The sequence below is a fragment of the uncultured Nevskia sp. genome (assembly GCF_903885465.1).
In the GTDB taxonomy this organism is placed as follows: Bacteria; Pseudomonadota; Gammaproteobacteria; order Nevskiales; family Nevskiaceae; genus Nevskia.
The window spans coordinates 1-7,792 of sequence record NZ_CAISIQ010000566.1 but is presented as its reverse complement, the minus strand read 5'-3'; the positions used below and the strand labels follow the sequence as shown (position 1 = coordinate 7,792).

General features: G+C 60.4%; 6 protein-coding genes and 1 pseudogene. 5 read left to right on the top strand and 2 right to left on the bottom strand.

Annotated elements, in window-relative coordinates; genetic code table 11:
• Positions 1-697: polysaccharide lyase family 7 protein (locus tag QZY06_RS21975; RefSeq protein ID WP_295688363.1), on the top strand; the 697-nt coding region annotated here is incomplete at its 5' end.
• A gap of 174 nt (positions 698-871) precedes the next feature.
• Here the strand turns inward: QZY06_RS21975 and QZY06_RS21970 are convergent.
• Positions 872-1,732 (bottom strand): class I SAM-dependent methyltransferase, encoded by an 861-nt coding sequence (locus tag QZY06_RS21970; protein WP_295688361.1) that lies wholly within the window; start codon positions 1,730-1,732, stop codon positions 872-874.
• A 110-nt stretch (positions 1,733-1,842) separates the two neighbouring features.
• Between QZY06_RS21970 and QZY06_RS21965 the strand changes: the two genes are divergently transcribed.
• The 4 genes and pseudogenes from QZY06_RS21965 to QZY06_RS22300 form a co-directional block, all read left to right on the top strand.
• Complete coding sequence (locus QZY06_RS21965; protein WP_295688359.1) at positions 1,843-2,550, top strand: TetR family transcriptional regulator; 708 nt, start codon at positions 1,843-1,845, stop codon at positions 2,548-2,550.
• 105 nt (positions 2,551-2,655) lie between these two features.
• On the top strand, positions 2,656-4,839 hold the full coding sequence (locus QZY06_RS21960; RefSeq protein WP_295688357.1) for a DUF1302 family protein: 2,184 nt from the start codon (positions 2,656-2,658) through the stop codon (positions 4,837-4,839).
• 143 nt (positions 4,840-4,982) lie between these two features.
• Positions 4,983-6,530, top strand: coding sequence for a DUF1329 domain-containing protein (locus QZY06_RS21955; RefSeq protein ID WP_295688356.1), 1,548 nt, complete (start codon positions 4,983-4,985; stop codon positions 6,528-6,530).
• A gap of 79 nt (positions 6,531-6,609) precedes the next feature.
• Positions 6,610-7,254, top strand: a pseudogene (locus QZY06_RS22300) (WD40/YVTN/BNR-like repeat-containing protein); the annotation flags it as partial.
• 180 nt (positions 7,255-7,434) lie between these two features.
• Here QZY06_RS22300 and QZY06_RS22295 read toward each other — a convergent pair.
• Positions 7,435-7,758, bottom strand: a complete 324-nt coding sequence (locus tag QZY06_RS22295; protein WP_367275717.1) for a GH32 C-terminal domain-containing protein — start codon at positions 7,756-7,758, stop codon at positions 7,435-7,437.
• Positions 7,759-7,792: the final 34 nt, after the last annotated feature.

The following is a 7,792-nucleotide window of genomic DNA, read 5'->3' as shown; positions in this document are numbered from 1 at the left end:
GGCCCCGAAACTGATGATCGATCTGTCCAAGTTCAAGCTGACCTTGCCGGTCAACAGCACGGGTGGAATCACGGGAAAGGCGGCCGATATCAAGCCTGCCGAATTGAATGGAAATCCGGGCTATTCGTCGAAGTATTTCTATACCGATACCACCGGCGCAGTCGTGTTCTACTCGCCGGCAAATGGAGCAACAACCACTCCGGGCGAGGGTAGCGACCACACCAGGTCTGAGTTGCGCGAAATCTATACCGGTGCCGGCACCACCGAGTGGACCAATGCCGTCGGCGGCACGATGACCGCCTCCCTGCGTGTCGATCAGGTTGCCGACAAGTCCGGCAAGGCCATCATCGGTCAGATCCACGGCCTTTCATCGATGATGATTCTGGTCTATTACAACGTTCCGAAGAAGACGATCGAAGTTCGTTACTTCACTTCGCCGGACAACACGACTTCGCAGACCTTCGTGGCGGCGAGCAACGTCAATCTCGGTGCGAAGATCAACTACAAGATCCAGTGGATTGGCAACTCAGCATCGGTCACGGTGAATGGTTCTACTTTCAACAAGATCACGCCTGCTGCCTGGAATAAGGTTCCGGTTTACTTCAAGGCGGGTGCCTACAGCTCGACGTCGAATGCTGGCAACCCGGCCAGCGCTGCCACCCAGGTCTGCTTCTACAGCCTCAACATCCAGCATTGATCCCAGTATTGATCATGGGACCCACGGATTTTCCATATCCCGATTCTGATCAAGAATCGGGATATGGAATGAAGCAGAAAAATTGTATGGACTCATGGTCGTTATGAAATTGATGTCGATGCCCGTTTGAGTGGTTCAAAGAATTCTCAGTGGAGTATCAACCGAAGGTTGCCGTCAGCGACCTCGAACGACAGATGCTTCAACGATACGCACCAGCCGCGCCGCCGGATCACGGCATTCGCGAAAGCTGGAAGCGAAATCAGCAGGCGAATGCAGTAGCGCCGTATCGAAATCGGCATTCTGCAAGACACGAGTGGCTTCATCCGTCGAGCCGAAATGCAGATGCACACGGCCACGAACGAAAGCCGACAGCAGACGGACGCCAGCCTGGATCAGTGGCGAGCGATTCTCGACGGCCAGATGCAGGTCGGACAGATAAAGGCCATACGGAAAGCCGTGCAGGGTCATCGCGATCTGAGTCCACAGCGCGGTCACCGCCGGCAGTGGGAAATAGTTGATCAGCCCCTCGGTGATGATCGCTGTGCCCTGCTCGCGATCCAGAGTCGCCGCGATGCCCGGAAGACTGGCCGGTCCGGTGGTGGCGAAGGCATCGATATCGGCCACCCGATGATGTTCCGAACCGTGACTGCCGACCGCCGCCAGTAACGTCCGTTTGCGTGCTGCCATTCCGGGCAGATCGGCTTCTACGTAGCGGATGCGGCTGCCGTACTGCTTGGCGTAGCGCCAGCCGCGTGGTGACAGGCCAGCGGCGATCTCGATGATCTGAGTCACCTTGCCGGCAGTGATCGCTGCCTGAAGCTGCTGATCGATGATCCGATGCCGGGCCAGCAGCAGGCCTTCGAGTGTCGGCCCGCCGAAAGCGCGGCTCAAGGCCAGCGCCGGTTGGCTGATGGTGAACAGCAGCCGTCCTTCCGGCGTTGCGAAGGACGGATGGCCGAGTCCGTGGCGCGCCCAGACGTAGCCGGTGTAGTGGGCTGTGGGGCTGACGTTGGTTGAACGGCTGGGATCAGGCACTGAAGGACACTCCCTCAAAAAATGTTCACGGCGGGCTTGCCGCAGAAAGCGGAATGCGTCTATCGTAATGGCATCGCATTAATGCTGGAGCCAGTTTCTCGCCCATGCTGATGGCCGTCAAAAAATCCACCACCGAGCACAAGCCCGCGAAGCTGAAAGCAACGCGTTCGCGTGCCCCGGATGGCGTGGCGGGCACGCGTGAAGCGCTGATTCGCGGTGCGATGAAGCTTTACGGAGAGCGGTCGATCGGCGCGGTGTCCTTGCGCGAAATCGTGCAGAAAGCCGGGCAGGCGAATCAGTCGGCCATTCACTATCACTTCAATGATCGGCAAGGCTTGATCGCCGCGATTGCCGATTTTGTCCACAAGCTGTTCGAGCCGCATTTCGACGCGTCGCTGGCGATGATTGCCGAGCGGGAGCGCAGCGGCAGCCTGAGCAAGGAAGATCTGGTCGAAGCGCTGGTCATTCCGCTGATCCGGGTCTTCCACACCGATGAAACCGGGCGCGATGCGATCCGCTTCATCGCCCGTCTGGCGGCAGATGGCGATGATGCCGGCCAGGCACTGCTGCTGAAACAGGTGGCCTCGTTTCTGGTGCCGATCGAAGCTCGCCTGGCGGCGCAGATGCCGGACAAGCCGCGTGACAAGCTGCAGTTGCAGTTGCTGCTGGGGCTCAGTTCGACGGTCTACGGCCTGACCGTGATCGGCACGCTGCGTCATGCGCCGTTTTCGGGTGGCGTTCCGCTGTATACCGGTCGTTTCGACGACCTGATTCGTGACTACGTGCATTTCGTTGGCCGAGGCTTGCTCGGCGCCTGATTGCTTTACCTGGCGACACTCACGTTCATCAAAAGGCGCGAGCATCACCCGGGCAACAATAAACGCCGTGCACTGATACGGCGCCGACAGTGGAGAGGAGAGCTGATGAAACACAAGCTGATGGGCGGCGCGGCACTGGCTGTACTGGCGTTCCATGCGCCATCGCGGGCGGTCGATTTCGAGTACGGGGAATTCACAGGCTCCTGGAAGAGCACGCTGTCGGTGGGCAGTGCGTTCCGTACCGAGAAAGCCGACTCGCGACTCATCGGCAAGCTCAATCTCAATCCGAATCTGTGCCCGGACGGTTGTCTGTCGTTCGCCGGCGATCCCGGGCCGAATCAGCGCCTGGTCGATGCGCCCGGTGCCTTCCTCGGCGCTAACAAGGATGACGGTGATCTGAATTACCGTCAGTGGAACCCGGTTGCCGCGGTCACCAAGTTCTCGACCGATCTGGCCGGCAACTACGGTGATTACACCTTCAAGGTCGGCGTCATGGCCTTCTATGACCCGGTCAACTACCGGTTCAACGAAACCCATACCGACACCACGTTCCAGCCGTCGAAAACCGGCCGTCCTCATCGGCTCGGCGCTCCGCTGGCACAGGATTTCCAGATCAAGGACGCCTTCGTCGGCAAATCCTTCAATCTGTTCGATCACGATTTCAACGCGACGGTGGGTTATCAGCACATTCGCTGGGGCGAATCGACCTTCGTGGTGCTGAACTCGATCAACGAATTGCAGCCGCCGGATGCGCGCCTGCTGCATCAGCCGGGCACGCCGATCAACGAAGTGTTCCGTTCGGTGCCGCTGATCACCCTGAACACGCAGCTCGCCGAAGGCATGTCGCTGGACTTCATCTACCAGCTCGCCTGGCGCCCGGTGAACCCGGATCCGGCGGGTGCGTTCAACTCGAACATCGATTTCTACAAGCGCTCGGACTTCCTGATCAGCGTCGGCCAGTTCCACGAGGATCCGAGCCGCCAGCAGCGCATTCCGTTCCCGATCAACGCCATCTCCAACTCGTCGTTCACGGCCGATGTGCTGCCGCTGAAGTTCGCGCAACCGAACAATCAGGGCCAGGTCGGCGCCAAGCTGACCTGGTACCTGCCCGATTTCAACGGCGGTACCGAACTCGGTTTCTACGGCCTGAACTATCACAGTCGTCTGCCGTACTTCAGCGTCATCGCCAGCGACGAATCCTGCGCCCGCAATGCTGCTGGCTTCGTCGAAGCGTTCACCGCCTGCAAAGGCTTTGTCGGCCTGAATCCGCAAACCGGTCTGGAACCGGCGCCGCTCGATACCGAAAAAGTGTTCTTCGCGTTTCCGGAGAACATCCAGGTGTTCGGCATGAGCTTCAACACCAATATCGGCAAATGGTCGCTGGCCGGCGAGTACTCGATCCGTCCGAACATGCCGTTGCAGGTCGCCGCGAGCGACGTGTTCTTTGCCGGCCTGCAGCCCTCGTTGCCGCGTCAGGACATCACGTTGGGGCTGTCGCAGGACTTCATCCAGCAGACGATCGCCTCGCTGCGGGGTTCGATCGGCGATCTGGGAACCTCGAATCCTCAGGAACTGCTCGGTCAGCTCACGGCGCTGCTGAACGGCCTGCCGGTGCTGGTACCGGCATTCGCACAGAACGTCACCTTGCCGTCCTCGCGCAGTGCGGTGCCGGATTTCCTGTCGCGTTACCGCGGCATCGAGATCCAGCCGAACCAGCGCATCAACGGTTATGAGCGTTTCGTCGTCGATCAGCTCGACATCACCGGCATCCGCGCCATCGGCGCGTCGGAAAATCCTTTCGGCGCCGATCAGGTGATCATCCTCACCGAACTGGGCATGACCCATATCTACGGCATGCCGAACCGCAGTCGCCTGCAGCTTGAAGGTGGCGACAACAACGGCAGCCATGCCAGCCCGGGCGCCGATGGCACCGGCCAGGTCAATGGCCAGCCGGACACTCGCTCGCTGAACCCGACGCAGCAGACCAGCGGCTTCGCCTCAAGCTTTTCGGCGGGTTACCGCATCCTGACCCGCTTCGAGTACAACAATCTGCTGGCGGGTTTGAATTTCAAGCCAGCGATTTACTTCGGCCATGATTTCTACGGAATCTCGCCGTTGCCGGTACAGAATTTCATCGAAGGCACCATCACCTATGCGGTCTCCACCGAGATCGAGAATGGTGGCCCCTGGTCGGGTCAGTTGATCTATCAGGGTTCCACCGGTGGCGGCACCGTCAACACCCAGCGGGATCGCGACATCGTCGCGTTCCAGATCGCTTACACGTTCTGATTTCAAGAGTGGATCCGATCCTTGCCGAACCGCCTGACGCGCGTTCGGTTTCGATCGTCACCGTTGTTCCCCGAAAGGCGGCAAAGGCGCCGGCTTCCCGGAGCAGCATCAGCAGGCCCTGTTTTCTTGTGAGGAGATTGACGATGTTCAAACGAGCAGGTTTGTTCATGTTGGCGGGCTCCATAGGTTTGGCTGCCAGCGCCAATGCATACGCCAAGGCCACGGCCGAGGAAGCCGCGAAACTGGGCAAGGAACTGACGCCGGTCGGCGCCGTTGCCGGTGCCAATGCCGATGGTTCGATTCCAGCCTGGATCGGCGGCAAGAACTTCGATGCCGAAGTGCGGGCGCTGACGCCTGCCAAGCTCGAAGAACTGCGTCAGCAGTTCGAAGCGATCCGCACCAAGAGCCCGGCCGACTTCGATGCGCTGCTGAAGTATCTCGACAGCTTCACGCTCGCCGACTACCCGAAGATTTCCAAGCAGATCGACGACATCATCGCCAAGCTGCCGCCTGATCTCGGCAAGCTGGCAACCAAGCAGCGTCAGCAGATCGGCGGCGGCGGCAAGTTCGAAAAGCCGCTGTTCATCATCACCAAGGCTGACGTCGCCAAGTACGGCGACAAGCTGACGGAAGGGCAGAAGGCGATGTTCGCCAAGTACCCGACCTACAAGATGATCGTCTATCCGACCCTGCGCTCGGCTTTCTTCCCGGACGAGATCAACGCCGCGACGATCAAGAACGCGACGACCTCGGAACTGGTCGGTACCGATGAAGTGAACGGTGCCGTGCTCGGCTTCCCGTTCCCGATTCCGAAGAGCGGCGCCGAAGTGATCTGGAATCACAAGATGCGCTACCGCGGTTCGGCCGTGAAGCGCTACAACAACCAGGCGGTGGTCAAGGCCGATGGTTCGTACAAGATCACCAAGCTGATCGAAGACGTGAAGTTCAAGTACGCGAATCTGGCCGAAGCCAATCCGGGCACCAAGATCCTGCTGTACTACCTCTCGAATGTCGTCGCCCCAGCCAAGGTCGCGGGTCAGCTGACCTTGGTGCATGAAACCTCGGGTGCCGAAGGCTCGGGCCGCAATGCCTGGATCTTCAACCCGGGCCTCGGCCGCGTGAACAAGGCGCCGGATGTCGGTTACGACAATCCCTACATCGGCACCGATGGCGAGCAGTTCAACGACCAGGTCGACGTGTTCAACGGCGCGCTCGATCGTTACGACTGGAAGCTGGTGGGCAAGAAGGAGATGTACATCGCCTACAACTCGTTCCTGATCAACGCGCCGCTGATCAAGTACAAGGACATCATCCGTCCGGGCCACATCAACCAGAACCTGTCGCGTTACGAGCTGCACCGCGTCTGGGTCGTCGAGGCCACCCTGCGTGCTGGCCTGCGTCACCAGTTCAAGAAGCGCCGCTTTTACGTCGATGAAGACAGCTGGGCGATCGCAGCCGTGGATGACTACGACACCCGTGACCAGCTCTGGAAGGTGCAGGAAGCGCAGCTGATCTCGGTGCCGTTCGTGCCGACCGTCACCGGCATCCCGGAAGTCATCTACGACCTGCAGAGCGGCCGCTACTTCGTCACCGCGCTGTCGAACGAAGACAAGATCTCGGACTTCAAGATCAGCTTCAAGGACGACTACTTCTCGCCGGGCAGCCTGAACCGGAAGTCGCAGTCCAAGTAACAGGTCATCGGAAACGTCGAAGCCGGCGAGGCGACTCGCCGGCTTCGCGCAAGGTGTCGCCAGTACACCGGGGGAGTTCATGAATCGTCACCGAATCACTCTGCAGAAGGCTGTTCTGGTCTCTGCAATTGCTGCTGCATTCGCCTTCCCGGTCTATCTGCTGGCTCAGGAGGAAGAGGCTGAAGATACCGGCGTCGATACGACACTGGTGCCGCGTCCTGCCGTGATTGCGCCGCGTGCCACGTCTGGCTTGATCCTGAGCCTGGCCAAGGCGGGCAGCGGTTATGTGGCCGTTGGTCAGCGCGGTGGCGTGCTGTTGTCTGCCGACGGCAAGGTCTGGAAACAGGTGCTGACGCCGGCCGATGCGACCCTGGTGCGCGTCCGTTTTCTCGATGATGTCCACGGCTGGGCCGTTGGTTACGACGGCACCATTCTCGACACCGCCGACGGCGGCAAGAGCTGGACCCTGGCCCAGTTCGATGCGGCCTGGGGCAAGCCTTATTTCGATATCCTGTTTCTCGATGCCAGCAACGGTCTGGTGGCCGGCGGCAACGGCATGCTCAAGCGCACGGCCGATGGCGGCAAGACCTGGGAAGCGGTCGAATCGCCGGTCTTCGAGGACCAACCAAATCTCTACAACCTGATCAAGCTCGGTGACGGCAGCCTGCTGCTCACCGGCGAGCGCGGCTTCCTGGCGCACTCGGCCGATCAGGGCCTCACCTGGAAGCAACTGAAGTCGCCGTACACCGGCTCTTACTTCGGCGTGGTGCCGGTGGGTGCGAATGGCGCGGTCGCTTTCGGCCTGCGTGGCAACGCCTTTCATATCGCCAATGTCGCGACTGCACCCGCGCTCAGCGAGGCGGATCTCGCCGCGCTGCGCGAACTTGCCGCCAATCCGGAAGAGTCAGGACAGAACGCCAATCCCGTCAGCGAGGTCGCTGGCTGGAAGCGCCTGGCTTCGGACGACACCGAAAGCCTGTTCGGCGGCTCGGTAAGTGATGACGGTACGGTGCTGCTGTTCGGCGCCAACGGCCGGGTGATGAAAGCGGATGTGGAAGCGGGCGCACTGACCAGAGTCAAGCTGCCGACCAACATCAACATGAACATGGGACTGGCTGCCGCGGACGGCCTGATCGTGGTCGGCACGTCGGGCGTGAAACTGCTCGCCTTGCCGAACTGATTGCTGCGCGACACCACTAGAACTAGAAGCGGAGAAGGCATATGGCAGGTGCAGCAGTAGGCGGCGTCTGGGCCGACAAGAT